Source organism: Pseudomonas sp. PDM32, from assembly GCF_019219225.1.
Classification (GTDB): domain Bacteria; phylum Pseudomonadota; class Gammaproteobacteria; order Pseudomonadales; family Pseudomonadaceae; genus Aquipseudomonas; species Aquipseudomonas laurylsulfatiphila.
Window position 1 is genome coordinate 162,834 of record NZ_JAHUWE010000005.1, and the last position, 25,240, is coordinate 188,073.

Here is a 25,240-nt window from a genome sequence, read left to right on the forward strand (position 1 = left end):
GTGGCACCTCAGGGTTCTGTTTTTTACTGTGGAGCTATCGATTCCGGCAAGTAGGTACATCTATGCACCTTCCTTGGGTCCTTCTATCAGGGCACCCTAGCCTGGGTAACGCGGTCCACCAGATAGACTAGACCGTGGTAATCAATGCCGCCATGTTGCGTCAAACCGATCTCACAGGTGCGGCTGGTGGAGATGCCTTCGCTGCATTGTTGCACCGCGTCCTTGAGGGTGCGCAGCGAATGGGCATTCAACTGCGGCGTGGTGAAGCCCTTGTCGCCGGCGAAGCCGCAGCAGTGAATGCCTTCAGGAATGACCACGTTTTTGCTGCATTTGCGCGCCAGATCGATCAGCGCCTGACTTTCGCCAAGGTGCTGGGTGCTGCAGGTGACGTGCACCGCAATCGGTGCTTCCTGTGGTGTGAAGTCGAGGCGATCCATCAGGTGCGTGCGGATGAAACGCACCGGATCGTAGAGGTCCAGTCGAACGTCGCCAAGGTCTTGAGTGAGCCGTAACGTACAGGGGCTGGTGTCGCAATAGATCGGGTCGAGCCCGCCGCGACTGGCGTGCAGCAAGGCGCCGATCAGTTCCTGGCGTTTGTGTTCGGCGTGTTCGGCGTAGCCTTTGGAGGCGAATGGCTGGCCGCAGCAGAGGTTGTCCAGATTGTCCGGGAAGACCACCTGGTAACCGGCCTTTTCCAGCAGCCCGCGGGTTTTGTCGTACAACGACACCTGCTCTTTATCCCCCGCCGCCGGCCCCATGACCCGCGACACACACGCCGCCAGGTACACCACCCGAGGGCGTTCGTCCGACACGGCAGGACTGAAGCGGATGGCTTTTTCCGGCTGCGGCATGGCGTTGGTCCATTGCGGGACCTGACCTTTGGACAGCTTCGTCAATGTAGCCGAGAGTTTTGCCAGGCGTGGCGCGCCCAACAACATCCGTGCGCCATTGGCGACGTGCAGGGTGAACCGCGCCCCTTGTAGCGCCGTGGCGAAATTGCCTTCAAGCCAGTTGGCGGTTTTCGTATGGGTTGCCGTGCGGCTACGGAGTTTTTTCACCAGTTCGCCGGTGTTGATGCCGACCGGGCAACGTTGCGCGCACAGGCCGGTGGCGGCGCAGGTGTCGATGCCTTGGTATTCGTACGCGGCTTCGAGTTCGGTGGTATCGATGCCGGCGCGTTTTCGCGCCTGAATGTCGCGCCAGATCACGATGCGTTGGCGTGGGCTCAGGGTCAGGCCCTTCGATGGGCAGACCGGTTCGCAGAAGCCGCATTCGATGCACTTGTCCACAATCTCGTCGGCGGCCGGCAAGGGCTTGAGGTGCTTGAGGTGGATCTGCGGATCTTCGCTGAGCACCACGTCCGGGTTGAGAATCCCGTTTGGATCGAGCAGACGCTTGAGTTGCCACATCAACCGGTAGGCATCGCTGCCCCATTCCAGTTCGACGAAGGGCGCCATGTTGCGTCCGGTGCCGTGTTCGGCTTTCAGCGAGCCACCAAACTCCACCGCCACCAGTTGCGCCACGTCGTCCATGAACGCCTGATAGCGTGCGACTTCTTCCGTGTTGTTGAAGCCTTGGGTGAAGACGAAGTGCAGATTGCCTTCCAGTGCGTGTCCGAAAAGGATCGCTTCATCGTAGTGATGTTTGTCGAACAGCTCGATCAGGCGATTGACGCCGATGGCCAGTTGTTCGACCGGGAAGGTGACGTCTTCGATGATCACCGTGGTGCCGGTCTTGCGCACCGCGCCGACGGCGGGGAAGGTGTCTTTGCGGATGGCCCAGAGACGGGCGTTTTCCCGTGGGTCCTCCGTGAAGTCGACCTGCTTTTCCACCGGGAACGCCTGCAGCGACGCCATGATCTGCGCCAGTTGTTCGTGCAGCAGGGCGGACGAAGCGGCGCGGGATTCGATCAGCAAGGCGCAGGCATTGTTCGACAGATGCTGTACGAAAGACGGCATGCCGGGTTTGTCCTGCACTGAGCGCAGGCTGCGCCGGTCCAGCAGTTCCACGGCCGACACCGGTTGGCTTTTCAGTACGGTGACCGCGTTGCAGCAGGTCTCGACATCCGGGAAGACAATCAGGGCCGTGGCCTTGTTCGGGTGGTCGATCACCGTGTCGTAGGTCACCGCGCTGATGAACCCGAGCGTGCCCTCGGAGCCCACCAGCAAGTGGCTCAAGATATCCACAGGCTCGTCGAAATCCACTAGGGCATTGAGCGACAGGCCAGTGGTATTTTTCAGACGGTATTTGTGGCGGATTCTCGCAGCCAGATCAGCGTTGGCGCGGGTCTCGCGACCCAGCGTCGCCAGACGCTCCAGCAACGCGGCATGGCTTTGGCGAAACGCCGCGACGCTGGCGGCATCTTCAGTGTCGAGACGACTGCCGTCGGCCAGCACCAGACGAATGCCCGCCAGGGTGTGATAGGTGTTTTGCGCCGTGCCACAGCACATGCCGCTGGCGTTGTTGGCGACGATGCCGCCGATCTTGCAGGCGTTGATCGAGGCCGGGTCCGGGCCGATCTTGCGTCCGAACGGCGCCAGCCAGGCGTTGGCCTGGGCGCCGATCACACCCGGCTGCAGGCGGATTTGTGTGCCCTGGTCGCGGATCTCGCGCGCGTTCCAGTTGTCCCCCAGCACGATCAGCACCGAGTCGCTGATCGCCTGGCCGGACAAACTGGTACCGGCGGCGCGGAAGGTCACCGGCACCTGATCGCGTTGCGCCAGTTGCAGCAGCGCCACGACTTCGTCTTCGGATTCGACGCGGATCACCAGTTGCGGAATCAACCGATAGAAACTGGCATCGGTGCCGAAGGCCAGGGTCGACAGCGGGTCGTCGAAACGTCGCTCTTGTGGAATCAGTTGCTGTGCATCTCGCAGGAAAGCGGCCGGTAGACTCATTGGTCCTCCAGGATCAACACCACCAGGTCTTTCGGACCGTGGGCGCCGTACGCCAGCACTTGCTCGATGTCGGCGGTCTTCGACGGGCCGGACACCAGCAGCGCGTTGGTCGGCATGCCCTGGGCCCATTCGAACTCCTGTTGCACCTGATAGAAGTTGTCGCGGATTTCGCTGGCCTTGAGCAGGGCGAAATGCACCGGTGGCGCCAGGCTCATCAAGCGCGGTTCTTCCCGGGTCGGCCAGATAATCAGGCTGCCGGTTGCCGCGATGGCACCGAGGCTGCCGGTCAGGCTCGCCGGGGTGTCGTTGAACAGCTCGGCTTTCCATTCTTCGACCGGGCGGTCGTAGGCCTTGAGCGTCGGCAGATCGGGATTATTCGCCCAGTGCTGTGTGATGCGTTGACCGTGGGGTGTTGTCGGTGCGATCAGCAGGCTGGGCAACTGGCGATCCCGCAGCAATTGCGCTAACAGCACCGGCCACTCTTCACCGGAGGTCAGGTGGATTTCCGTGTGCACCGCTTCCATCAGTTTGCGCAGCTGTGGAATGCGTTGCTCAGGCGCGTAGGTGTAAGGCTGGGTCACCAGATCGACATCAAAGTTGTCGGCCACCGGCGTGGTGCCTGTCAGACTTTTACGCAGTTTGGCGAGGATATTTTGCTTGGCGCTCATCAGCGGTCTCCCTGTTTGGCCAAGTGCTCGCGGGCCATGTCATGCAGTGAGCGGGCGGCGGGTTTCGGTGCGCTGTGGTTTTGCGTCCACGGGCCGACATTGCTCGGCGTGAGGTCGCGCAAACGGGTGGCGAAGAAGCCGAACAGGCGATACAGCGTCGGCGAACTGTTGAGCTTCGCCCAGGCATTCCAGAGGAACCGTTCCTTGCGCGAATACTTGCTGCCCTGACCACGCATCACTTGATGGGGGCTGTCCGGGGCCTTGACGTTTTCTTCGCGCAGGCGCCGCAGCAACGCAGGGATCGGGATTTTTACCGGGCACACTTCGCCGCAGGCACCGCACAGCGAAGAAGCGCTCGGGTGATCCGGGACTTTCGCCAGGCCGACCATGTGCGGGGTGACGATTTTTCCGATAGGGCCGGGGTAAACCTCGCCATAGGCATGGCCGCCGATTCGGGTATACACCGGGCAATGATTCATACAGGCACCGCAGCGGATGCAGTTCAGGGTCTGGCGCAATTCACTGTCGGCAAAGGCCTGGCTGCGACCATTGTCGAGCAGTACCAGGTGCACTTCCTGCGGACCGTCGAGTTCATGTGCCTTGCGCGGGCCGGAGATCATGTTGACGTAGGTCGTGATCGGGATGCCCAGGGCCGAGCGGGTCAGCAGCGACAGCAGCGGTACCACGTCGCGCAGGTTTTCCACGACTTTTTCGATACCGGTGACGGCGATGTGCACGGGCGGTACGGTGGTGGTCATGCGCCCGTTGCCTTCGTTTTCCACCAGCAGCAGGGTGCCGGTTTCGGCCACGGCGAAGTTGACGCCGGAAACGCCGATGTCCGCTTCGAAGAATTTCTGCCGCAAGACCTTGCGACCGATCTGAATGAGTTGGTCAACGTCCTTGGTGTATTCCACCCCAAGTTTGTCGTGGAACAAGGACGCGACCTGACCGGCATTCTTGTGGATCGCCGGCATGATTATGTGTGAAGGCTTCTCGTGGTCGAGCTGGACGATGTACTCGCCCATGTCCGATTCCAGGCATTCAATGCCCCGGTCAGCCAGGAAATGGTTCATCTCCATTTCTTCGCTGACCATCGATTTGCCCTTGATCACTTGCCGCCCCTCGTGAGCGCGGATGATCGAGAGGACGATGCCATTGGCTTCGTCCACCGTTTCCGCCCAGTGCACTGTCACACCGTTGCGGGTCAGGTTCTGTTCCAGTTGCTCGAGCAGGTCGGGCAACTTGGAGAGCGCGCGGGCACGGATTGCATTGCCCAGTGCGCGCAAGTGTTCTCTTTCATGGGCATCGCTGAACGCCGCTGCCCGTTTGGTCATCAGTGAATCCATCGCCTTGCGAAAGTTACCTCGCAATTGCGCGTCGCCCAGCGCGTTGTGGGCGCGGGTGCGGAAATCTTCTTCTACGGCAACCGTAGGAATAATCGTGGAGGTGCTCATCGGGCACCTCCGGTACGCTGCCAGAGGAAGCTGGCCAGATGTTGACCGCGCAACGCTTCCTGCTGTTTTTCCAATGAGCCGTTGATGTTCATCAGGCAGCCGCAATCGGCACTCAATACCTTGTGCGCGCCGGATTCCTTCAACGCCCGGGTCTTGTCAGCCACCATCGCGCCGGAAATGTCTGGCATACGGACGCTAAATGTTCCGCCAAAGCCACAGCACTCACTTTCGTGATCGTGATTGACCCGTTCCACATTGCTCAACTGCGACAACAACTCGCGGCCGTGCAGGTGGGTGTTCATTTCGCGGCGTGCCGAACACGAAGTGTGCAGCGCCACTTTCACCGGCTCACCGCTGTCCTTGAACTGCACCTTGCAGACAAACAGCAGGAACTCGGCCAGTTCATAGGTTCTGGCAGCCAGCGCCTGAACCTGTTTCAACGTGTCCGGCTCGTCCTTGAACAAGTCGGCATAGTGTTCGCGCAACATCCCGGCACAAGAGCCTGACGGCACCACCACCGGATAATCCCCGGCGAACAGCGCCAGTTGCGAGCGCGCCACGGTCCGTGCCTGTTCGGTGTAACCCGAGGTGTAGGCCGGTTGTCCGCAGCAGCTTTGCCCTTGCGGGTACTCGACACGAATGCCTTCGCGCTCCAGCAGGTGGATCGCGTCCATCCCGGCTTCGGGGTAGAACAAATCGACCACGCAGGTTCCGAACAGGTAGACCCGTGACGGTTTCTCGCTGGGGTATTGCCGAGGCTCGGGCAGCGGCGGGGCGACACGGGTCGCATTCGGCACAGCGTTGTAAAAAAGCTCGCTCATCAGGCGTGTCTCCGGGTGGTCCCGGTTATTCGTCTGTCGAGGCCGCTGAATATAGAGCCGGAAGCTTTCAGCAGCCTTACAGACCGGGGTGTGAATTGCGGACGCCGGGGGCGTGGCCCGGCGTCGGTTTTTACCGATTTGCTTGTAGTCCTTAGTGCACCAGCATGCCGGTGAACCAGTAGGCCTGAGCCAGGGTGATCAAGCCGACAATCGTTGCAAAGAATAGGCTGTGCTTGAGGGTGAAGCGGAACAGATCCGATTCCTTGCCCACCAGGCCGGTCGCGGCGCAGGCCACGGCGATCGATTGTGGCGAGATCATCTTGCCGGTCACGCCGCCGCTGGTGTTCGCCGCCACCAGCAAGGTGTCGTTGACACCGATCTGGTGTGCGGTGGTCGCTTGCAGCGAACTGAACAGGGCGTTGGACGAAGTATCGGAGCCGGTGAGGAATACGCCCAGCCAACCGAGGAACGGCGAGAAGAAGGGGAACGCCGCGCCTGTCGCCGCCAGTACCAGTGCCATGGTCGAGGACATGCCCGAGTAGTTGGTGACGAAGGCGAACGCCAGCACCATGCCGATGGACAGGATCGGCCAGCGCAGTTCGTAGAAGGTCTCCTTCAAAGTGGTAAGACCAGTTTTGACGTTGATCTTCAGCACCAGCATCGAGATCAGCGCCGAGAAGAAGATCGCTGTGCCGGTGGCAGAAATCGGGTCGAGTTTGAACACTGCCGGAATAGCCGTTGGCGTCGCCACGATCGGCGCGACCTTGATCACCATTTGATCAAGGTGCGGGATCGCAAAGTTGAACACGAAGCTGTACATCGAGCCGCCAGCGGCGAACATCGCCTTGAACGGCTTCAGGGTCCAGATCGTGACCAGTACGGTGAGAATCAGGAACGGCGACCAGGCCTTGAAGATTTCCCCAAGGCTGTAGGGCGAAGCCACTGTTGTGCGTTTCTGGCCGAAACCACCGACGCTGGCGCTTACCACGGAGGCCGAGACAGCGCCGACGATGTGCTGGCCAGCGGCGCGTTTTGGTTGCCAGACTTTCAGGAACAGGGTCAGGGAGATCAGTGCGGCCAGGGCCGAGGTGATGTCCGGCAGTTCCGGGCCGATGAAGTTCGAAGTGAAGTACTGGGTCACGGCAAAGCTCAAACCGGCCACCAGCGCTGCTGGCCAGGTTTCCCGCACGCCGCGCAGGCCGTCCATCATGAACACCAGCCAGAACGGTACGAACAGCGACAGCAGTGGCAGTTGGCGGCCGGTCATGGCGCCGATCTTGAAGGCGTCGATACCGGTCACTTGCCCGGCCACGATGATCGGAATGCCGAGGGCGCCGAAGGCCACCGGCGCGGTGTTGGCGATCAGGCACAAGCCAGCGGCGTACAACGGGTTGAAGCCCAGCCCTACAAGGAGTGCGGCGGTAATCGCCACCGGCGCGCCGAAACCGGCGGCACCTTCCAGGAAAGCACCGAAGCAGAAGCCGATCAGCAGCACCTGCAAGCGTTGGTCATCGGTGATCGACAGGACCGAACTGCGGATGACTTCAAACTGGCCGCTCTTGACCGTCAGTTTGTAGAGGAATACCGCTGCCACGATGATCCAGGCAATCGGCCACAGGCCATAAGCGAAGCCATACCCGGCGGCGGCGAGCGCCATATCGACCGGCATCTGGAAAGCGAAGATCGCCACCAGGATCGACAACGCCAGGGTGATGCTGCCGGCCACGTGCCCTTTGAGGCGGAACACCGCCAGGGCCAGGAAGAAAAACACGATGGGGATGACGGCGGCGAGTGCGGACAGGCCGAGGCTGCCGAGCGGGGTATAGAGCTGTTGCCAGGTTTGCATATGGGGTGGCCCCTAATTGTTGTTGGTCAGGCACTGATCAGCGTTCTTGGATAATTGGTAAGACCAATTTACAATCGCTGTTGGCTAGGGTAAAAGCCTTGTAGGTGGTGTGTCAATTTGCCGCCCTAAAACTTTTGTCGAATGCAAAGTGCGCAGGTCGTCCGTCTGGTATGACCAAATGCGTTGTGGCAGGTGCTGGCGCGGCGCCGATAGGCCAGAATAGAGCCCCGGCGAGTCGTCGGATCGTGGAGAAATCGAGTTATGGGGTTTGATCAGATTCGTCAGCGCCGTTTGTCTGACGATATTGTCGAGCAGCTTGAGGGCATGATTCTCGAGGGCACGCTGAAGGCCGGAGAGCGCTTGCCGGCCGAGCGCGCGTTGGCCGAACAATTTGGCGTGTCCCGCCCTTCGTTGCGTGAAGCCATTCAGAAGCTGACCGCCAAGGGGTTGCTGGTCAGTCGCCAGGGCGGCGGCAACTATGTGGTGGAATCACTGGGTACCACCTTCAGTGATCCCTTGTTGCAGCTGCTGGAAAGCAACCCCGAGGCGCAGCGCGACCTGCTCGAGTTTCGCCATACGCTGGAAGCGTCCTGCGCCTACTACGCGGCGTTGCGCGCCACTGATGTGGATCGCGAGCGGCTGACCGCGGCATTCAACAAGTTGCAGGACTGCTATTCGCGCCACGAAGAGGTGAGCCGTGCCGAAGAGGGGGCCGCGGACGCAAGCTTTCACCTGGCGATCGCCGAGGCCAGCCACAATGCCGTGCTGCTGCATACCATCCGCGGGCTGTTCGACTTGCTCAAGCGCAACGTGGTGACCAACATCGGCGGCATGTACAAGCAGCGCACTGAAACCCGCGACATGCTGATCACGCAGCATCGGGAGTTGTACCAGGCGATTATCGAAGGGCGCGCGGAGCAGGCGCGGGAAGTTTCCAGCCGGCACATTCTGTATGTGCAGGAGGTGCTGGAAGAAGTGCGTCAGGAAGTGCAGCGCGTGGCCCGGGCGGAACGGCGCAAGGGGATGTGACCTTTTGAAGCAAAAGATCGCAGCCTGCGGCAGCTCCTACAGGGAGCGCATTCCAATGTAGGAGCTGCCGAAGGCTGCGATCTTTTCGCTGACGCCGCGAAACTCGGGCAGAAAAATCAGTCTTCCTTGCCCTTGTTGCGCACCGCGCGCTGCAACTCGCGACCCGCGTCGCGTTCGCGCTCGGTGTCGCGCTTGTCGTATTCCTTCTTGCCCTTGCCCAAGGCGATCTCGCACTTGACCATGTGCTTGCTCCAGTACCAGGACAGGCACACGCAGGCGTAACCCTTTTGTTGCACCGCAGCGGACAGCTTGTCCAGCTCGCGACGGTTGAGCAGCAGCTTGCGGCTGCGCACCGGGTCGGCGATGACGTGGGTGCTGGCGGTCGTCAGGGGCGTAATGTGGCTGCCGAGCAGCCAGGCTTCGCCATCCTTGAGCAGGACATAACTGTCAACCAGTTGCAGCTTGCTTGCCCGCAGACTTTTTACTTCCCAGCCGGCCAGGACCAGACCAGCCTCGAACTTGTGCTCGATGAAGTAATCGTGTCGCGCCTTTTTATTTTGCGCGATGGTCCCTGTTGGGTGTTTCTTCTGTTTAGCCATAGGGGCGGCATTATAGGGAGTTACAACAGAGTCGGCTACGGGGTTGCTACGTGCTTGAGCAGGTTGATTGAATCCCGGACAATGCGGCCTCTTTTTTGAACGCTTGGGCGTGATAACGATGTCGACAGACAAGGTTTCTGTCCACGGCAGTTGGGCTAGCCGCTGGGTCTTCATACTCGCCGCGACCGGTTCGGCCGTGGGGCTGGGTAGTATCTGGAAATTCCCGTACATGGTCGGCGTCTATGGCGGCGGTGCCTTCGTGCTGATGTTTCTGGCCTGCATCGCGCTGATTGGCGTGCCGGTCATGCTGGCCGAAACGCTGATCGGTCGGCGTGCACGACAGAGCCCGGCCAATGCCTTGAAGGCGCTGGCGGTCGAGGCGGGGCACTCGGGCAAATGGTCCTGGGGGGCATTTGCCGGAATGATCACGGCGTTGCTGATCCTGTCGTTCTACAGTGTGGTGGGCGGCTGGTCGCTGGATTACATCATCGACATGGGGCGTGGCGATTTTCAGGGAGTGACGGCGGATCAGGTGGGGGCTTACTTCGGCAATGTCATTGCCGACCCCTGGCGCCTGACACTTTGGCACACGATTTTCATGCTGCTGTCGGCGGTGGTGATCGCAAAGGGTGTGGTCGCCGGGCTTGAGCGCAGTCTGCGCATCATGATGCCGTTGTTGTTCGTGATGGTCCTGGTGCTGCTGGGCTACAGCATGACCACCGGTCATTTCATGGAAGGCGTGCATTTCATGTTCGACTTCCACCCGGAAAAGGTTCTGGACGGCTTGTTGCCCGCGATGGGGCATGCGTTCTTTTCCCTGAGCGTGGGCGTCGGCTCGATCATGATCTATGGCGCCTACATGCCGAAGAGCTCGTCGATATCGGGGACTGTCGTTGGTGTGGCGCTGCTCGACACCTTCGTTTCCCTGGTGGCCGGCCTGGCATTGTTTCCGATTGTTTTCGCGGCGGGCCTGAACCCGAGCGAAGGGCCGGGGCTGATGTTCGTCAGCCTGCCGTTTGCCTTCGGCAACGTGGCGTTCGGGCAGTTGATGGGGGTGGTGTTCTTCGTGCTGGTGGCGGTCGCCGCCTGGAGTTCGGCGATTTCCCTTCTAGAACCGATGGTGGCCTATCTGGTGGAGCGCACTAAAGTGAGTCGTGCGTGGGTCACCTTCTGGCTGGCTTTCAGCTGCTGGTTCGTCGGCCTGGGCACGGTGTTCTCCTTCAATATCTGGAAGGAGGCCAAGTTCTTCGTGAGCGAAGGCGGGATGTTCCACCTCTACCAATGGGGAGCAATCGGTGGTCTCGATTTCTTTGGCGTGATCGATTTCTTCACCTCGCGAATCATGTTGCCGCTTGGCGGTTTGTGTTTCGTGGTGTTTGCGGGCTGGATCATGGGGCGTGAAGCGGTGCGCGACGAGTTGTCGATTCGCAACCCGGCGCTGTTTGGTCTGTCCTTGTTCTTGATGCGCTATGTGGCGCCCATCGGCATCCTCGTAGTGTTTGCCGCCCAGCTGTGGAAGTGACGCTGACATGACGACACACATTTCACGTTCGGCCTTGCTGCCGTACCCGGCACAAGCGCTGTATGACCTGGTCAACGACGTGGCGCGCTACCCGGAGTTTCTGCCGTGGTGCTCGTCGGCCGAAGTCCTGGAGAGCTCACCCGAGCATATGCGGGCGAGCGTTGGGGTGGCCAAGGGCGGCCTTAGCCAGCATTTCGTCACGCGCAACACCCTGGTTCCCGGGCAGTCGATCGAAATGAACCTCGAAGAGGGTCCTTTCACCCAATTGCATGGCATCTGGGTATTCAAGGCGCTGACTGACAAAGCCTGCAAGATCAGCCTCGATCTGTCGTTCGATTATGCCGGGCCACTGGTTCGTGCCACCTTGGGGCCGCTGTTCAATCAGGCCGCCAACACCCTGGTGGATGCGTTCTGCCAGCGTGCCAAGCAGATACATGGTTGAGGTCATGATTGAAATCGAGGTGGTCTACGCGGCCGTGGACCGTCAGGTGCTGCTGACGCTGACGGTGCCGGTCGGGACGAGCGTGCGGGCAGCCTTGCTTGGGTCCGCCCTGGCTGGGGAGTTTCCGGAGCTGGATCTGGCCAATTGTCCCGTAGGGATCTTCGGCAAGGTTGTAGCCGATCCAGAGCGTCGGCCTGTTCAGGCCGGGGATCGTATCGAGGTCTACCGACCCCTGTTGGCCGACCCGAAAGAGGTACGCCGACTGCGCGCGGCAAAAGCGGCCGAGGCCAAAGCGCGGAATCAGTGAGTGGCTTGAACGCCAGACAATAAAAAGCCCGGGCATGCCGGGCTTTTTATTGCGTCGCAAATTATTGCGGCGAGGTGTCCAGTGGTTGCGGCGTCGGGACCGGCACGGTTTCTACGCCGTCGACGTCTTTCTGGATCTGGTCCAGCAACGAACCTGGCTTGACCGGCTTTTCCGGTTTTGGCTTCTCGACGTTTTCTGTCGGGGCAGCCACTGTCGTGCCGCTGTCCTTGCCGAGAATGGCTTCGTCACGGCTCACGCCTGGCATGAAATCACCAGAGAGGCTGACAAGCTGATCATTTGGGTTGAAGATAACGCTGATGCGTTCCTGTTGGCGTTCACCGCCACCCGGTTGCAAGCTGTACAGATAATCCCAGCGATCGGCATGGAACGTGTCAGTCAGCAGAGGGTTGCCCATGATAAACCGTACTTGCTTGCGGGTCATTCCCGGGCGTAACTGGTCTATCATGTCCTGCGTGACGACATTGCCCTGCTGGATGTCGATTTTGTAAACCCCGGGGAATGAACAACCGGCGAGTGCGAGCAGTCCCACAAAGGTGAAACTGGTTAGCAAGAGCTTGGTGTTTTGCATCGGTGGGCGACTTCCACTATCTTGGCTGGGACAACGTAAACGCCGATCATACCCGCATTAAGAGAAGCTGCGAAGCAGCATCGCGAGAAAGCTGACCATGGTTGAAAATAGCGAACTACGCAAAGCCGGCCTCAAAGTGACCCTGCCACGGGTCAAAATTCTGCAAATGCTCGATTCCGCCGAGCAACGCCACATGAGTGCCGAGGATGTCTACAAGGCCCTTATGGAGGCTGGTGAGGACGTCGGTCTGGCCACGGTTTACCGTGTTCTGACCCAGTTCGAGGCAGCTGGCCTTGTGGTGCGGCACAACTTCGACGGAGGCCACGCGGTCTTCGAACTGGACGACGGGAAGCATCACGACCATATGGTCAACGTCGAAACCAGCGAAGTGATCGAATTCTTCGACGAAGAAATCGAGCGGCTTCAGAAAGCAATCGTCGACAAGTATGGCTTCGAGATGGTTGATCACAATCTGGTGCTGTACGTGCGCAAGAAAAAGTAAGCATGTCGCGCGAACTTCCGTTCGCGAAACGAGCGAAGGCGACCCCAGGGTCGCCTTCGTGCTTTCTGCGGTGCACAAGGTTTCTGTAGGAGCTGCCGCAGGCTGCGATCTTTTGATCTGTGCTTTTAGAAAGGGCAAAGTCAAAAGATCGCAGCCTGCGGCAGCTCCTACAGGGGGGCGCTTCAGATTTTTGCGGTGACGACCATTTTCTTGGCGTGCGCCAGGGATTCCTTGGTCAGGTCTATGCCGCCCAGCATTCGCGCGACTTCTTCGACGCGCTCGTTTTTGCTCAGTTTGGAAACCGCCGTGCGGGTGGCATCTTCGCCGCGCACTTTATGCACAAATAAATGCTGATGACCTTGCGCTGCCACTTGCGGCAGGTGGGTCACGGTCAGCACCTGCCCACGCTCGCCGAGCCTGCGCAGTAACTGGCCGACGATTTCTGCGGTCGGGCCGCCAATGCCGACGTCGACTTCGTCGAACACCAGGGTCGGTACACGGGAGGTCTGTGCGGTGATCACCTGAATCGCCAGGCTGATCCGCGACAGTTCGCCGCCGGACGCCACTTTCGCCAGGGCCTTCAGTGGCTGGCCGGGGTTGGCGCTGACCAGCAGTTCTACCTGTTCGAGCCCGTTCGGCAGCAGTTCGTTGCCGCTGTTCGGGCGCAGTTCAATGGTGAAGCGGCCACCGGGCATGCCCAGTCGCTGGATTTCCTGCTCCACGGCGCTGGCCAGGCTGTTCGAAGCTTGATGCCTTAGATCGCTCAGCTCCCGGGCCTTTTCCTGATAGTGCTGGGCATAGGACGACAGTTCATCGCTCAGGCGCTCGATGGATTCGTCGTTGGCGTTCAGGGTCTCGATTTCATCCAGCAGTTTCTGCTGCATCTCGGCCACTTCAGTTGGCTGGATGCGGTGTTTGCGCGCCAGGGTGTAGATCGCATCGAGGCGTTCTTCCAGGTATTGAAGGCGCGATGGGTCGGCATCGAAATTGTCGAGGAAGCGGTTAAGTTCGCCCACGGCCTCTTCAACCTGGATCTGTGCGCTGGTCAGCAAACTGCTGGCTTCGCCCAGGGCGCCGATCGAGCTGTTCACGCTCGACAGGCGGTTGAGGCTGGCGGTGAGGGCGTTGAGGACATTCCCGGAATCACTTTCGCTGCATTGTTCGACGACTTGCCGGCAAATGCCCAGCAGGGTTTCGGCGTTGGTCAGGTTCTTGTGTTCCTGTTCCAGCTGCTCGAGCTCGTTGTCGCCGAGGCCAAGGTTTTCCAGTTCTTCGAGTTGATAGCTGAGCAATTGATGACGTGCACGTTGCTCGTCGCCGGAGTTGGAGAGCCGCTCCAGTTCCTGGCGGGTCTGACGCCAGCGTTGGGCGGCCAGTTGAACCTGGCGGGCAAGGTCCGTCGCGCCGGCATATTCATCGAGCAGGCGACGGTGGGTATCGGTCTTGAGCAGGGATTGGTGTTCGTGCTGGCTGTGAATGTCGATCAGCAGCTCGCCCAGCGCCTTGAGATCGCCAAGCGGGCAGGGCGTGCCGTTGATGTAGCCACGCGAGCGACCTTCGGATGTGATCACCCGGCGCAGGATGCACGGGCCGTCGTTTTCGAGGTCGCGTTCGGCCAGCCAGGCGCTGGCTTCCGGAATGTCGGCCAGATCGAAGGTGGCCAGGATATCGGCCTTGTCGGCGCCCGGGCGGACCACGCCGCTGTCGGCACGATCGCCCAGGGTCAGGCCCAGCGCGTCGAGCATGATCGACTTGCCCGCGCCGGTTTCCCCGGTGATCACGCTCATCCCGCGATCGAGTTCGAGATCGAGATGTTCAACGATGGCGTAGTTGTGTACGGACAGGTGCACCAGCATATGGGCCGCTCCCAGGTGTTAGGTCTGGTTATTTATACAGTGTTTTGTTTCTGGCTGACAATGCCCCTCGTTAGCTCGATTCGATCGGTCCGGCCAATCCCTTATCGCGAGCCGGCATGACAATGCGATTGTTTTTTGTAGGGTTAATCATCGGCGCCCCTTGAAGCCGGATTTTGCGGCCCCATATAGCTGGGCAGAAGCGCGAGTTGAGCTCGCGGACGATATTGAAAGGAGAAATCTATGGCTGACGAACAGACAGTGGATACGCAAAACCCAGACGCCAACCAGGCGCCCGAGGCTTCGGGTGAAGACCTGGCGGCTCGTGTACAAGTGCTCGAAGAGCAACTGGCAGGCGCTCAGGATCAGGCTTTGCGTGTAGCCGCCGATCTGCAGAACGTCCGCCGTCGCGCCGAGCAGGATGTGGAGAAGGCTCACAAGTTCGCGCTGGAAAAATTCGCCGGCGACCTGCTGCCGATCGTCGACAGTCTGGAACGCGGCTTGGAGCTGTCCAGCCCGGACGACGAAAGCATCCGTCCGATGCGCGAAGGCATCGAACTGACCCTGAAAATGTTCCACGACACTCTCAAGCGTTATCAGCTTGAAGCGATCGACCCGCATGGCGAACCGTTCAACGCCGTTCACCATCAGGCGATGGCCATGCAAGAGAGCGCCGATGTCGAGCCGAACAGCGTTCTGAAGGTGTTCCAGAAGGGCTATCAGCTCAATGGTCGCCTGCTGCGCCCGGCGATGGTCGTGGTCAGCAAGGCGCCTGCGCCGGTTTCGCCTTCGATTGACGAGCAGGCTTGAAATCCGCCGCAAGGCCCCCATTTATAAGTCAAGCGTTTAAGTGCTACCGCAGTTAGCCACCACTGCTGCGGCAACCAAATCCAAAGTTTCGGGAGAGTGAACATGGGCAAAATTATCGGTATCGACCTGGGGACTACCAACTCCTGCGTCTCCGTGCTGGAAAACGGCAAGGCCAAAGTTATTGAAAACGCTGAAGGCGCGCGTACCACGCCGTCGATCATCGCTTACGCCAACGATGGCGAAATCCTGGTTGGCCAGTCGGCCAAGCGTCAGGCTGTGACCAATCCGCACAACACCCTGTATGCGGTGAAGCGTCTGATCGGTCGTCGTTTCGACGAAGAAGTCGTGCAGAAAGACATCCAGATGGTCCCTTACAAGATCGTCAAGGCTGACAACAGCGACGCCTGGGTTGAAGTGAACGGCCAGAAAATGGCGCCGCCACAAATCTCGGCTGAAATCCTGAAGAAAATGAAGAAGACCGCCGAAGACTACCTCGGCGAGACCGTGACTGAAGCGGTGATCACTGTTCCGGCCTACTTCAACGACAGCCAGCGTCAGGCGACCAAAGACGCCGGCCGCATCGCCGGTCTGGACGTAAAACGTATCATCAACGAACCAACCGCTGCTGCTCTGGCTTACGGTATGGACAAGGCCAAGGGCGATCACACCGTGATCGTTTACGACCTGGGCGGTGGTACTTTCGACGTTTCCGTGATCGAGATCGCTGAAGTCGATGGCGAGCACCAGTTCGAAGTACTGGCCACCAACGGTGACACGTTCCTGGGCGGTGAAGACTTCGACATTCGTCTGATCGACTACCTCGTCGACGAATTCAAGAAAGAAAGCGGCATGAACCTCAAGGGTGACCCGCTGGCCATGCAGCGCCTGAAAGAAGCCGCTGAAAAAGCCAAGATCGAACTGTCCTCGAGCCAGTCGACCGACGTGAACCTGCCGTACATCACTGCAGACGCCACCGGTCCTAAGCACCTGAACGTGAAGATCTCCCGCGCCAAGCTGGAAGCATTGGTGGAAGACCTGGTTCAGCGCACCATCGAACCTTGCCGCATCGCAATGAAAGATGCTGGTATCGACGTTGGCGCGATCAACGACGTGATTCTGGTGGGCGGTCAGACCCGTATGCCACTGGTTCAGAAGCTGGTCACCGAGTTCTTCGGCAAAGAAGCACGTAAAGACGTCAACCCGGACGAAGCGGTTGCCATGGGTGCTGCCATCCAGGGCGCGGTACTGGCCGGTGACGTGAAAGACGTTCTGCTGCTCGACGTCAGCCCGCTGACCCTGGGTATCGAAACCATGGGTGGCGTGATGACTGCGCTGATCGAGAAAAACACCACGATTCCTACCAAGAAATCGCAAGTGTTCTCGACCGCCGACGACAACCAGGGCGCCGTGACTATTCACGTGCTGCAGGGCGAGCGTAAGCAAGCCGCACAGAACAAGTCCCTGGGCAAGTTCGACCTGGCCGACATTCCACCAGCTCCACGTGGCGTGCCTCAGATCGAAGTGACCTTCGACATCGACGCCAACGGCATTCTGCACGTAGGTGCGAAGGACAAGGCCACCGGCAAGACTCAGTCGATCGTGATCAAGGCCAACTCCGGTCTGTCCGACGAGGAAATCGAGCGCATGGTGCGTGATGCCGAGGCTAACGCCGAGGAAGACCGCAAGTTCGAAGAGCTGGCTGCTGCCCGTAACCAGGGCGACGCACTGGTTCACTCGACGCGCAAAATGGTGACCGATGCCGGCGATAAAGTGACTGCAGAAGAGAAGACTGCAATCGAAGCTGCCGTAGTTGCCCTGGAAGCCGCCGTCAAAGGCGACGACAAGGCCGCTATCGACGCCAAGGTTGAAGAGCTGTCGAAAGTCTCCGCTCCAGTGGCGCAGAAGATGTATGCCGAACAGGCTCAGCCTGCTGAAGGCGCTGCACCGCAGGGCGAATCGGCTGAGAAGGCTGACGACGTTGTCGATGCCGAGTTCGAAGAAGTCAAAGACCACAAGTAAGTTGTTGGTCGGCCGGTTGACTGCCTTTAGGCGGTGACTGGTAGGATGTCGCCGCGCGGGAGCTTGCTCCCGCGTTGGCGTATCTGGAATACGCGAATTTTTACAGTATGCGACAGCGTTCGCGTGCTGGCGGTATGGCCGGAAATGCTCCTGCTTTTCGAGCTGAAAGTACCGCATCGAATCAAAGACCAGGATCGTTGAATTGACGTGAGTTGGGTCCGGGCCTGTATTGGGGCTCAACGAGTTCGGCAGACTCAGGAGGGTTTTGCCGGACGTCCTCAAGAGTGCAAAGACTTATGGCAAAGCGTGACTATTACGAAGTGTTGGGTGTTGAGCGTGGCTCAAGCGAAGCGGACCTGAAAAAGGCTTACCGTCGCCTGGCGATGAAGCACCACCCGGACCGTAATCCTGATGACAAAGCGTCGGAAGAGATGTTCAAGGAGGCCAACGAGGCCTACGAAGTGCTATCGGATTCCAGCAAGCGCGCGGCCTACGACCAGTACGGCCATGCCGGTGTCGACCCGAGCATGGGTGGCGGCGGTGCCGGTTTCGGTGGTCAGAACTTCTCCGACATCTTCGGCGATGTCTTCAGTGACTTTTTCGGTGGCGGTCGCGGCGGTTCCCGTGGTGGCGCTCAGCGCGGCAGTGACTTGCGCTACACCCTGGAGCTGGACCTGGAAGAAGCGGTACGCGGCACGACCGTGAATATCCGCGTACCGACGCTGGTCAATTGCAAGCCGTGCGATGGCTCAGGTGCCAAGAAAGGTTCTTCGCCGGTGACTTGCCCGACGTGCGGCGGTATCGGCCAGGTGCGCATGCAGCAAGGCTTCTTCTCGGTGCAGCAGACCTGTCCGCGTTGCCATGGCCAGGGCAAGATCATTTCCGATCCGTGCGATTCCTGCCACGGCGAAGGTCGCGTCGAAGAGTACAAGACCCTGTCGGTGAAAGTGCCGGCCGGCGTCGATACCGGTGACCGCATTCGTTTGTCCGGCGAAGGCGAGGCGGGTGCACAGGGTGGCCCGACCGGCGATCTGTACGTGGTGATCAACGTGCGCGAGCACTCGATCTTCCAGCGTGATGGCAAGCACCTGTTCTGCGAAGTGCCGATCAGCTTCGTCGATGCTGCGCTGGGTGGCGAGCTGGAGATTCCGACCCTTGATGGTCGGGTCAAGTTGAAGATCCCCGAGGGGACCCAGACCGGCAAGCAGTTCCGTGTACGTGGCAAGGGTGTCGCGCCTGTGCGTGGCGGTGGTGCGGGCGACTTGATGTGCCGTGTGGCGGTCGAGACGCCGGTCAACCTGAGCCGTCGCCAGCGTGAAATGCTCGAGGAATTCCGCAGTTCGCTGGCGGACGACAACAGCCATTCGCCGAAAACCACTGGCTGGTTCGAAGGCGTGAAACGCTTCTTCGGCGATTTGTAAGGAGACAGGCATGCGACGTATAGCAGTGATGGGCGCCGCCGGGCGCATGGGCAAGACCCTGATTGAAGCGGTGCAGCAGGCGCCAGGCGCCGGGTTGACGGCGGCAGTGGATCGTCCTGACAGCACGCTGGTCGGTGCGGATGCCGGTGAGCTGGCGGCTATCGGTCGCATCGGCGTGCCGCTGTCCGGCGATCTGGATCGGGTGGTCGACGAGTTCGACGTGCTGATCGACTTCACGCACCCGACGGTGACCCTGAAGAACCTGGCTTTCTGCCGTAAACACGGCAAGGCCATGATCATCGGGACCACGGGTTTCAGTGTCGAAGAAAAGCAGTTGCTGGCGGAAGCGGGCAAGGACATTCCGATTGTCTTCGCGGCCAACTTCAGTGTCGGGGTCAACCTGTGCCTGAAGCTGCTCGACACGGCCGCTCGCGTACTGGGTGACGATGTCGATATCGAAATCACCGAGGCTCACCATCGGCATAAAGTCGACGCGCCGTCCGGCACTGCCGTGCGCATGGGTGAGGTGATTGCCGATGCGTTGGGTCGTGACCTGAAGAAAGTGGCGGTGTATGGCCGTGAAGGCCAGACCGGTGCGCGTGATCGTGAAACCATCGGTTTCGCCACTGTGCGTGCCGGCGACATCGTCGGTGATCACACCGTGCTGTTCGCCGCCGACGGCGAGCGTGTCGAGATCACCCACAAGGCGTCCAGTCGCATGACCTTCGCCAAGGGCGCGGTACGTGCTGCATTGTGGCTGGACGGGCGCGAGCCTGGTCTTTACGACATGCAAGACGTGCTCGATCTGCGTTAAGATGCACCCGAAATCGGGCTCGCGCACCGCGTTTGAGCCCGGTTTTGTTCCGCCAGGCGACGTCCTGTCGCATTCTCCAGTCTTTAAGGCTCATTGGCGGTAGACCGAAAAAGCCTTTTTCTGTAAGCTACAGCTTTAGTGTGTCCACTAAAAGCGCGCAGAATAATTCAGTGAAGAAGCGGGGTGACGTGTCCATACGTCACTCCGCTTTTTTACAACCTGCGATCGCCCTTTCAGGCTTTATTTACGGGAGGTCTTCTTGACTAAGCCAGCCATACTCGCCCTTGCTGATGGCAGCATTTTTCGCGGCGAAGCCATTGGAGCCGACGGTCAGACCGTTGGTGAGGTGGTGTTCAACACCGCAATGACCGGCTATCAGGAAATCCTTACCGATCCTTCCTACGCCCAACAGATCGTTACCCTGACTTACCCGCACATCGGCAACACCGGCACCACGCCGGAAGACGCCGAGTCCAACCGCGTCTGGTCCGCTGGCCTGGTCATCCGTGACTTGCCTCTGGTGGCGAGCAACTGGCGTAACACGATGTCCCTGTCCGACTACCTGAAGGCCAACAATGTTGTGGCCATCGCCGGTATCGACACCCGCCGCCTGACGCGCATCCTGCGTGAAAAAGGTGCGCAGAACGGCTGCATCATGGCCGGTGACAACATTTCCGAAGAAGCCGCCATCGCCGCCGCCCAGGGTTTTCCTGGCCTGAAAGGCATGGATCTGGCGAAGGTTGTCAGCACCAAGGACAGCTACGAATGGCGTTCGACTGTCTGGGACCTGAAAACCGACAGCCACGCGACCATCGACGCGTCCGAGCTGCCGTACCACGTGGTTGCCTACGACTACGGCGTCAAGGTGAACATCCTGCGCATGCTGGTCGAGCGCGGTTGCCGCGTGACCGTGGTGCCTGCCCAGACGCCAGCTGCCGATGTGCTGGCGCTGAAGCCGGACGGCGTGTTCCTGTCCAACGGCCCTGGTGATCCGGAGCCATGCGACTACGCGATCCAGGCGATCAAGGACGTGCTGGAAACCGAGATCCCGGTCTTCGGTATCTGCCTCGGTCACCAACTGCTGGCCCTGGCCTCCGGTGCCAAGACCCTGAAAATGGGTCACGGTCACCACGGTGCCAACCACCCGGTCCAGGACCTGGACACCGGTGTGGTGATGATCACCAGCCAGAACCACGGTTTTGCCGTGGACGAAGCCACCCTGCCGGCCAACGTTCGTGCGATCCACAAATCGCTGTTCGACGGCACCCTGCAAGGGATCGAGCGTACCGACAAGAGCGCCTTCAGCTTCCAGGGTCACCCGGAAGCCAGCCCTGGCCCGAACGACGTAGCGCCATTGTTCGATCGCTTCATCAACGAGATGGCCAAGCGACGCTGATCGCTCGCCTTGATGTAGCAAAGCTTGAGGGTGGCCCCGCACCGGCGGCCCCCTCAAGGCTTCAGAGATTGAACAAGACGGCTTGCCGACTGACCTGCGGATTTGAGTGACAAACCCATGCCAAAACGTACAGACATTAAAAGCATCCTGATTCTCGGCGCTGGCCCGATCGTGATCGGCCAGGCCTGCGAATTCGACTACTCCGGCGCCCAGGCCTGTAAAGCCCTGCGCGAGGAGGGTTACCGCGTCATCCTGGTGAACTCCAACCCGGCCACCATCATGACCGACCCGGCCATGGCCGACGCCACCTACATCGAGCCGATCAAGTGGCAGACCGTTGCCAAGATCATCGAGAAAGAGCGTCCGGATGCGCTGCTGCCGACCATGGGTGGCCAGACCGCCCTGAACTGTGCCCTGGACCTGGAGCGCGAAGGCGTTCTGGAGAAGTTCGGCGTAGAGATGATCGGTGCCAACGCCGATACCATCGACAAGGCTGAAGACCGTTCGCGTTTCGACAAGGCGATGAAATCCATCGGCCTGGCGTGCCCGCGTTCCGGTATCGCCCACAGCATGGAAGAGGCCAACGCGGTCCTCGAGAAGCTTGGTTTCCCGTGCATCATCCGTCCGTCCTTCACCATGGGCGGCACCGGTGGCGGTATCGCTTACAACCGTGAAGAGTTCGAAGAGATCTGCGCCCGTGGTCTGGACCTGTCGCCGACCAAAGAGCTGCTGATCGACGAATCGCTGATCGGCTGGAAAGAGTACGAGATGGAGGTTGTCCGCGATAAGAAGGACAACTGCATCATCGTCTGCTCCATCGAAAACTTCGACCCGATGGGCGTGCACACCGGTGACTCGATCACCGTGGCTCCGGCACAGACCCTGACCGACAAGGAATACCAGATCCTGCGTAACGCCTCCCTGGCGGTGCTGCGCGAGATCGGCGTGGAAACCGGTGGTTCCAACGTTCAGTTCGGTATCTGCCCGAACACCGGCCGCATGGTCGTGATCGAGATGAACCCGCGCGTATCCCGCTCCTCGGCGCTGGCTTCGAAAGCCACCGGCTTCCCGATCGCCAAGGTCGCGGCCAAGCTGGCTGTGGGCTACACCCTCGACGAACTGTCGAACGACATCACCGGCGGCAAGACCCCGGCGTCCTTCGAACCGTCCATCGACTACGTCGTGACCAAGCTGCCACGTTTCGCCTTCGAAAAGTTCTCCAAGGCTGACGCGCGCCTGACCACGCAAATGAAGTCGGTCGGTGAAGTCATGGCCATCGGCCGTACTTTCCAGGAATCCCTGCAGAAAGCCCTGCGCGGCCTGGAAGTCGGTGTTTGCGGCCTGGACGAGAAGGTTGACCTGAGTAACCCGGAAAGCATGAGCGTGCTCAAGCGCGAGCTGACCGTGCCGGGCGCCGAGCGTATCTGGTACGTGGCGGACGCCATGCGCGCCGGCATGAGTGTTGAAGACATCTTCGGCATGACCATGATCGATCCATGGTTCCTGGTGCAGATGGAAGACCTGATCAAGGACGAAGAGAAGGTCAAGACCCTGGGTCTGACCAGCATCGACCGTGACCTGATGTTCCGTCTCAAGCGCAAAGGCTTCTCCGACATGCGTCTGGCCAAGCTGCTGGGTGTGACCGAGAAGGCCCTGCGTGCTCACCGTCACAAGCTGGAAATCTTCCCGGTCTACAAGCGCGTCGACACCTGCGCGGCCGAGTTCGCCACCGACACCGCTTACCTGTACTCGACGTATGAAGAAGAGTGCGAAGCGGCGCCATCAGGTCGCGACAAGATCATGATCCTGGGCGGCGGTCCGAACCGTATCGGTCAGGGCATCGAGTTCGACTACTGCTGCGTACACGCGGCACTGGCCCTGCGCGATGACGGTTACGAGACCATCATGGTCAACTGCAACCCGGAAACCGTTTCCACCGACTACGACACTTCCGATCGCCTGTACTTCGAGCCAGTGACACTGGAAGACGTGCTGGAAATCGTTCGCGTCGAGAAGCCGAAAGGCGTGATCGTCCAGTACGGCGGCCAGACCCCGCTGAAACTGGCCCGCGCCCTGGAAGCTGCCGGCGTGCCGATCATCGGCACCAGCCCGGATGCCATCGACCGTGCCGAAGACCGTGAGCGTTTCCAGCAAATGGTCCAGCGCCTGAACCTGCGTCAGCCGCCAAACGCCACCGTGCGCAGCGAAGACGAAGCCATTCGTGCCGCGACCAAGATCGGTTACCCGCTGGTTGTGCGCCCGTCCTACGTACTGGGCGGCCGAGCGATGGAAATCGTCTACGAGGAAGAAGAACTCAAGCGCTATCTGCGTGAAGCGGTTCAAGTGTCCAACGACAGTCCGGTGCTGCTGGACCACTTCCTCAACTGCGCCATCGAGATGGACGTGGATGCGGTTTGCGACGGCAAAGACGTCGTAATCGGCGCGATCATGCAGCACATCGAGCAGGCCGGTGTTCACTCCGGTGACTCCGCGTGCTCGCTGCCGCCGTACTCGCTGCCGGCGCACATCCAGGACGAGATGCGCGAACAGGTCAAGAAAATGGCCCTGGAACTGGGCGTGGTCGGCCTGATGAACGTGCAGTTGGCGCTGCAAGGCGAAGACATCTACGTCATCGAGGTCAACCCGCGTGCTTCCCGTACCGTACCGTTCGTGTCCAAGTGCATCGGTGTTTCCCTGGCGATGATCGCAGCACGCGTGATGGCCGGTAAAACCCTGAAAGAACTGGGTTTCACCAAGGAAATCATCCCGAACTTCTACAGCGTGAAAGAGGCGGTGTTCCCGTTCGCCAAATTCCCTGGCGTTGACCCGATCCTCGGCCCAGAGATGAAGTCGACCGGTGAAGTGATGGGCGTGGGCGACACCTTCGGTGAAGCGTTCGCCAAAGCCCAGATGGGTGCCAGCGAAGTATTGCCGACCGGCGGTACTGCGTTCATCAGCGTACGCGACGACGACAAGCCACTGGTTGCGGGCGTGGCCCGTGATCTGATCAACTTGGGCTTCGAAGTGGTTGCCACTGCCGGGACTGCCAAGCTGATCGAGGCTGCAGGCCTGAAAGTGCGCCGTGTGAACAAGGTGACCGAGGGTCGTCCGCACGTGGTCGACATGATCAAGAATGACGAAGTCACGCTGATCATCAACACCACCGAAGGTCGTCAGTCGATCGCTGATTCGTACTCCATTCGTCGTAATGCCCTGCAGCACAAGATTTACTGCACCACCACCATTGCTGCTGGCGAAGCCATCTGCGAAGCGCTGAAGTTCGGTCCCGAGAAGACCGTGCGCCGCTTGCAGGATCTACACGCAGGATTGAAGGCATGAGCATAACGAAGTACCCAATGACCGTTCAGGGCGCTCGCGCCCTGGAAGAAGAGCACACTCACCTGACCAAGGTCGTTCGTCCGAAGCTCAGCCAGGACATCGGTACGGCCCGCGAGTTGGGTGACTTGAAGGAAAACGCCGAATACCACGCTGCCCGCGAGCAGCAGGGTATGGTCGAGGCGCGGATCCGTGACATCGAAGGCCGCATGCAGAACGCGGTGATCATCGATGTGACGACCATTCCTCACACCGGCAAGGTGATTTTCGGCACCACCGTCGAAATCGCCAACGTCGAAACCGATGAAAGCGTGACTTACCAGATCGTCGGTGAGGACGAGGCTGACATCAAGCTCGGCAAGATTTCCGTCGGTTCGCCGATCGCTCGCGCCTTGATTGCCAAGGAAGAAGGTGATGTGGTCGCTGTGAAAACGCCTGGCGGTGTTATCGAGTACGAGATTGTCGAAGTTCGCCACATCTGAAGGCCGGCGTCCGTTTCGTGCGGGCGCCATGCTTTGGCAACTGACCCAGATGTTGTGGGTCGGTGGCTTGTGGCTGTTACAAGTGGGTCTGTTGCCGGTGCTGGGCCGAATTGGTCTGGCGCCGCTGCTGATCGACGAAATTGCAGATACGCTCAATACGCTGGTAGTGGGATTTGCTACGGCGTGTTTGATTTTTCAGGCTTTGGTGCTGATTAAGGCCGAGGGCCTTGCCAGTCTATGGCGGGATATACGCGGGCAACTGCTGTTGATGGCACTGTATGCGTGCGCGATGTACTTCGTGGTGCGCTTCGGTTGGCCGGATGCGCTGCGTTGGCAGGCGTTCAGCTATCTTGTTCTGGGCTTTTCCGGGCTGGTGCTGGTGTTACAGCCGCTGCCGGGATGGAGTGGCAGGGTGCGCGAAGCACACCCTTGA

The 25,240-nt window shown here is 60.0% G+C and carries 21 protein-coding genes; 13 read left to right on the forward strand and 8 right to left on the reverse strand.

Annotation, left to right across the window (positions count from 1 at the left end):
* Positions 1-86 precede the first annotated feature (86 nt).
* From KW846_RS11390 to KW846_RS11410, 5 genes are all read right to left on the reverse strand, one after another.
* Complete coding sequence (locus KW846_RS11390) at positions 87-2,897, reverse strand: FAD-binding and (Fe-S)-binding domain-containing protein (RefSeq protein WP_218482309.1); 2,811 nt, start codon at positions 2,895-2,897, stop codon at positions 87-89.
* On the reverse strand, positions 2,894-3,565 hold the full coding sequence (locus KW846_RS11395) for a lactate utilization protein (protein ID WP_116580918.1): 672 nt from the start codon (positions 3,563-3,565) through the stop codon (positions 2,894-2,896). Before KW846_RS11395 ends, KW846_RS11390 begins: the two co-directional genes overlap by 4 nt.
* Positions 3,565-5,019 carry a LutB/LldF family L-lactate oxidation iron-sulfur protein gene (locus KW846_RS11400; RefSeq protein WP_218482310.1) on the reverse strand — a complete coding sequence of 485 codons (1,455 nt, stop codon included), beginning with the start codon at positions 5,017-5,019 and terminating at the stop codon, positions 3,565-3,567. The genes KW846_RS11395 and KW846_RS11400 overlap by 1 nt, the downstream gene beginning before the upstream one ends.
* Positions 5,016-5,840, reverse strand: coding sequence for a (Fe-S)-binding protein (locus KW846_RS11405; RefSeq protein ID WP_218482311.1), 825 nt, complete (start codon positions 5,838-5,840; stop codon positions 5,016-5,018). Before KW846_RS11405 ends, KW846_RS11400 begins: the two co-directional genes overlap by 4 nt.
* Positions 5,841-5,991: 151 nt before the next feature.
* Complete coding sequence (locus KW846_RS11410) at positions 5,992-7,686, reverse strand: lactate permease LctP family transporter (protein ID WP_007973146.1); 1,695 nt, start codon at positions 7,684-7,686, stop codon at positions 5,992-5,994.
* Positions 7,687-7,947: 261 nt separating this feature from the next.
* Here KW846_RS11410 and KW846_RS11415 point away from each other — a divergent pair, with 261 nt between their 5' ends.
* Entirely contained in the window at positions 7,948-8,715 is a 768-nt protein-coding gene (locus KW846_RS11415; RefSeq protein WP_007973145.1) for a GntR family transcriptional regulator, read from the forward strand.
* Between the two features lie 116 nt (positions 8,716-8,831).
* Here the strand turns inward: KW846_RS11415 and smpB are convergent, their stop codons facing one another.
* A complete protein-coding gene (gene smpB / locus KW846_RS11420; RefSeq protein WP_007973144.1) occupies positions 8,832-9,314 on the reverse strand; it encodes an SsrA-binding protein SmpB in 483 nt (160 codons plus the stop codon).
* Positions 9,315-9,432: 118 nt separating this feature from the next.
* On the opposite strand from smpB, the gene KW846_RS11425 reads away from it, so the two are divergent.
* Genes KW846_RS11425 through KW846_RS11435 form a run of 3 tightly spaced genes read left to right on the forward strand, consistent with a single transcriptional unit; the run spans position 9,433 to position 11,585 of the window.
* On the forward strand, positions 9,433-10,836 hold the full coding sequence (locus KW846_RS11425; protein WP_218482312.1) for a sodium-dependent transporter: 1,404 nt from the start codon (positions 9,433-9,435) through the stop codon (positions 10,834-10,836).
* Positions 10,837-10,843: 7 nt separating this feature from the next.
* On the forward strand, positions 10,844-11,278 hold the full coding sequence (locus KW846_RS11430) for a type II toxin-antitoxin system RatA family toxin (RefSeq protein WP_046038689.1): 435 nt from the start codon (positions 10,844-10,846) through the stop codon (positions 11,276-11,278).
* The gene (locus KW846_RS11435) at positions 11,271-11,585 is read left to right on the forward strand and encodes an RnfH family protein (RefSeq protein WP_218482313.1); all 315 of its coding nucleotides are present in this window, start codon (positions 11,271-11,273) and stop codon (positions 11,583-11,585) included. The genes KW846_RS11430 and KW846_RS11435 overlap by 8 nt, the downstream gene beginning before the upstream one ends.
* Positions 11,586-11,646: 61 nt before the next feature.
* Here KW846_RS11435 and KW846_RS11440 read toward each other — a convergent pair whose 3' ends face one another.
* On the reverse strand, positions 11,647-12,174 hold the full coding sequence (locus KW846_RS11440; RefSeq protein ID WP_218482314.1) for an outer membrane protein assembly factor BamE: 528 nt from the start codon (positions 12,172-12,174) through the stop codon (positions 11,647-11,649).
* A 97-nt stretch (positions 12,175-12,271) separates the two neighbouring features.
* On the opposite strand from KW846_RS11440, the gene fur reads away from it, so the two are divergent.
* Complete coding sequence (fur, locus tag KW846_RS11445) at positions 12,272-12,676, forward strand: ferric iron uptake transcriptional regulator (RefSeq protein WP_003197684.1); 405 nt, start codon at positions 12,272-12,274, stop codon at positions 12,674-12,676.
* A 182-nt stretch (positions 12,677-12,858) separates the two neighbouring features.
* On the opposite strand, the gene recN is transcribed toward fur, so the two are convergent.
* Positions 12,859-14,532 carry a DNA repair protein RecN gene (recN, locus tag KW846_RS11450; protein ID WP_218482315.1) on the reverse strand — a complete coding sequence of 558 codons (1,674 nt, stop codon included), beginning with the start codon at positions 14,530-14,532 and terminating at the stop codon, positions 12,859-12,861.
* A gap of 240 nt (positions 14,533-14,772) precedes the next feature.
* On the opposite strand from recN, the gene grpE reads away from it, so the two are divergent.
* From grpE to KW846_RS11490, 8 genes are all read left to right on the forward strand, one after another.
* Entirely contained in the window at positions 14,773-15,339 is a 567-nt protein-coding gene (gene grpE, locus KW846_RS11455) for a nucleotide exchange factor GrpE (RefSeq protein ID WP_007973134.1), read from the forward strand.
* A gap of 102 nt (positions 15,340-15,441) precedes the next feature.
* Positions 15,442-17,358, forward strand: coding sequence for a molecular chaperone DnaK (gene dnaK / locus KW846_RS11460; protein ID WP_007973133.1), 1,917 nt, complete (start codon positions 15,442-15,444; stop codon positions 17,356-17,358).
* Positions 17,359-17,654: 296 nt separating this feature from the next.
* Complete coding sequence (gene dnaJ / locus KW846_RS11465; protein WP_007973132.1) at positions 17,655-18,779, forward strand: molecular chaperone DnaJ; 1,125 nt, start codon at positions 17,655-17,657, stop codon at positions 18,777-18,779.
* A 10-nt stretch (positions 18,780-18,789) separates the two neighbouring features.
* Positions 18,790-19,593, forward strand: a complete 804-nt coding sequence (gene dapB, locus KW846_RS11470; RefSeq protein WP_007973131.1) for a 4-hydroxy-tetrahydrodipicolinate reductase — start codon at positions 18,790-18,792, stop codon at positions 19,591-19,593.
* A gap of 259 nt (positions 19,594-19,852) precedes the next feature.
* Entirely contained in the window at positions 19,853-20,989 is a 1,137-nt protein-coding gene (carA, locus tag KW846_RS11475) for a glutamine-hydrolyzing carbamoyl-phosphate synthase small subunit (protein WP_007973130.1), read from the forward strand.
* A gap of 117 nt (positions 20,990-21,106) precedes the next feature.
* Positions 21,107-24,328 carry a carbamoyl-phosphate synthase large subunit gene (gene carB, locus KW846_RS11480; protein ID WP_218482316.1) on the forward strand — a complete coding sequence of 1,074 codons (3,222 nt, stop codon included), beginning with the start codon at positions 21,107-21,109 and terminating at the stop codon, positions 24,326-24,328.
* A gap of 2 nt (positions 24,329-24,330) precedes the next feature.
* A complete protein-coding gene (gene greA / locus KW846_RS11485) occupies positions 24,331-24,807 on the forward strand; it encodes a transcription elongation factor GreA (protein ID WP_093230733.1) in 477 nt (158 codons plus the stop codon).
* Between the two features lie 28 nt (positions 24,808-24,835).
* Entirely contained in the window at positions 24,836-25,240 is a 405-nt protein-coding gene (locus tag KW846_RS11490) for an MFS transporter (RefSeq protein ID WP_218482507.1), read from the forward strand.

Excerpts from the sequence above, each read along its gene's own strand:
- KW846_RS11390 (WP_218482309.1), bottom strand. The coding sequence starts at position 2,897 with ATGAGTCTACCGGCCGCTTTCCTGCGAGATGCACAGCAACTGATTCCA.
- KW846_RS11395 (WP_116580918.1), bottom strand. The coding sequence starts at position 3,565 with ATGAGCGCCAAGCAAAATATCCTCGCCAAACTGCGTAAAAGTCTGACA.
- KW846_RS11400 (WP_218482310.1), bottom strand. The coding sequence starts at position 5,019 with ATGAGCACCTCCACGATTATTCCTACGGTTGCCGTAGAAGAAGATTTC.
- KW846_RS11405 (WP_218482311.1), bottom strand. The coding sequence starts at position 5,840 with ATGAGCGAGCTTTTTTACAACGCTGTGCCGAATGCGACCCGTGTCGCC.
- KW846_RS11410 (WP_007973146.1), bottom strand. The coding sequence starts at position 7,686 with ATGCAAACCTGGCAACAGCTCTATACCCCGCTCGGCAGCCTCGGCCTG.
- KW846_RS11415 (WP_007973145.1), top strand. The coding sequence starts at position 7,948 with ATGGGGTTTGATCAGATTCGTCAGCGCCGTTTGTCTGACGATATTGTC.
- smpB (WP_007973144.1), bottom strand. The coding sequence starts at position 9,314 with ATGGCTAAACAGAAGAAACACCCAACAGGGACCATCGCGCAAAATAAA.
- KW846_RS11425 (WP_218482312.1), top strand. The coding sequence starts at position 9,433 with ATGTCGACAGACAAGGTTTCTGTCCACGGCAGTTGGGCTAGCCGCTGG.
- KW846_RS11430 (WP_046038689.1), top strand. The coding sequence starts at position 10,844 with ATGACGACACACATTTCACGTTCGGCCTTGCTGCCGTACCCGGCACAA.
- KW846_RS11435 (WP_218482313.1), top strand. The coding sequence starts at position 11,271 with ATGGTTGAGGTCATGATTGAAATCGAGGTGGTCTACGCGGCCGTGGAC.
- KW846_RS11440 (WP_218482314.1), bottom strand. The coding sequence starts at position 12,174 with ATGCAAAACACCAAGCTCTTGCTAACCAGTTTCACCTTTGTGGGACTG.
- fur (WP_003197684.1), top strand. The coding sequence starts at position 12,272 with ATGGTTGAAAATAGCGAACTACGCAAAGCCGGCCTCAAAGTGACCCTG.
- recN (WP_218482315.1), bottom strand. The coding sequence starts at position 14,532 with ATGCTGGTGCACCTGTCCGTACACAACTACGCCATCGTTGAACATCTC.
- grpE (WP_007973134.1), top strand. The coding sequence starts at position 14,773 with ATGGCTGACGAACAGACAGTGGATACGCAAAACCCAGACGCCAACCAG.
- dnaK (WP_007973133.1), top strand. The coding sequence starts at position 15,442 with ATGGGCAAAATTATCGGTATCGACCTGGGGACTACCAACTCCTGCGTC.
- dnaJ (WP_007973132.1), top strand. The coding sequence starts at position 17,655 with ATGGCAAAGCGTGACTATTACGAAGTGTTGGGTGTTGAGCGTGGCTCA.
- dapB (WP_007973131.1), top strand. The coding sequence starts at position 18,790 with ATGCGACGTATAGCAGTGATGGGCGCCGCCGGGCGCATGGGCAAGACC.
- carB (WP_218482316.1), top strand. The coding sequence starts at position 21,107 with ATGCCAAAACGTACAGACATTAAAAGCATCCTGATTCTCGGCGCTGGC.
- KW846_RS11490 (WP_218482507.1), top strand. The coding sequence starts at position 24,836 with ATGCTTTGGCAACTGACCCAGATGTTGTGGGTCGGTGGCTTGTGGCTG.